At 46.3% G+C, this 764-nt stretch carries 2 protein-coding genes; both read right to left on the reverse strand.

Translation table 11 applies throughout. The features are described 5' to 3' along the window. Positions 1–414 (reverse strand): hypothetical protein (locus ACYVN4_RS45120; protein WP_460730482.1); only part of this gene is annotated, 414 nt, incomplete at its 3' end. Positions 415–434: 20 nt separating this feature from the next. After that, on the reverse strand, positions 435–764 hold a 330-nt coding region (locus ACYVN4_RS45125; RefSeq protein WP_460730484.1), incomplete at its 5' end, for a phage scaffolding protein.

Below are 764 nucleotides of genomic sequence, written 5' to 3' on the forward strand. Positions count from 1 at the left end.
ACCATCAGCGGCCGCTAACTTTTCTTGATATAGCTTGGAGAACATTTGACGGTCCATTTCAGGCATCTTTTCGTCAAGGTTGAACTGTTTGGTGATATTAGCGATAGAGATAACCATGTTGGATTCATCCACATCGGATGGGTCAACCAGCGTGCTCCAGTAACGTTCATTGGTCAGCTCGTAACTGTCCCAATCGTTAGAATAGTTTGCGTTTGGCTGTGTAATCGTTCGACGTGCTCGGTCTCGACGCCCTTCATCAATCGTCAGGCGAGGTACCTTGATATGCTTAGCACCGTCAAACTTGATAACGCTATTAGATGGAGAGTTCCACAGACTAGCTGAGAATAAGTGACCATCGTAGAATGCTTGCTGAATAGCCTGTTGGTAAGCCTCAGCATAATTAATTGTTGCCATATTTTATTTCCTTCTTTCTGCTATTTGAATGCATCAACTAGGGTTTGAACTTGATTATTATCGTCAGAACCATTGCCACCCTTAGGCTCGTAGCCGGCCTTCTGTCCTTCATCGAACAAGTACCCGTCAGACTCCTTAAGTGCGCTGAGCTGGTCGTCTAGGCCTTCTAGCTTTCCTTCATCAGTGAACTTGACCTTATCCATATCAAGCAAACCTTCCACAGCCTTAGGATTGCGCACCTTGGCACCCGTCAGTGCCGCGGTCAGTGCCCCATTAAGCTTTGTTTGACTCAATTGAGCAGTCAGACTCTCGGTATCAGACTTGTACTTGTCTTGAAGGTCGGTCAGTTG

The sequence above is a fragment of the Nocardia heshunensis genome, from assembly GCF_054782115.1.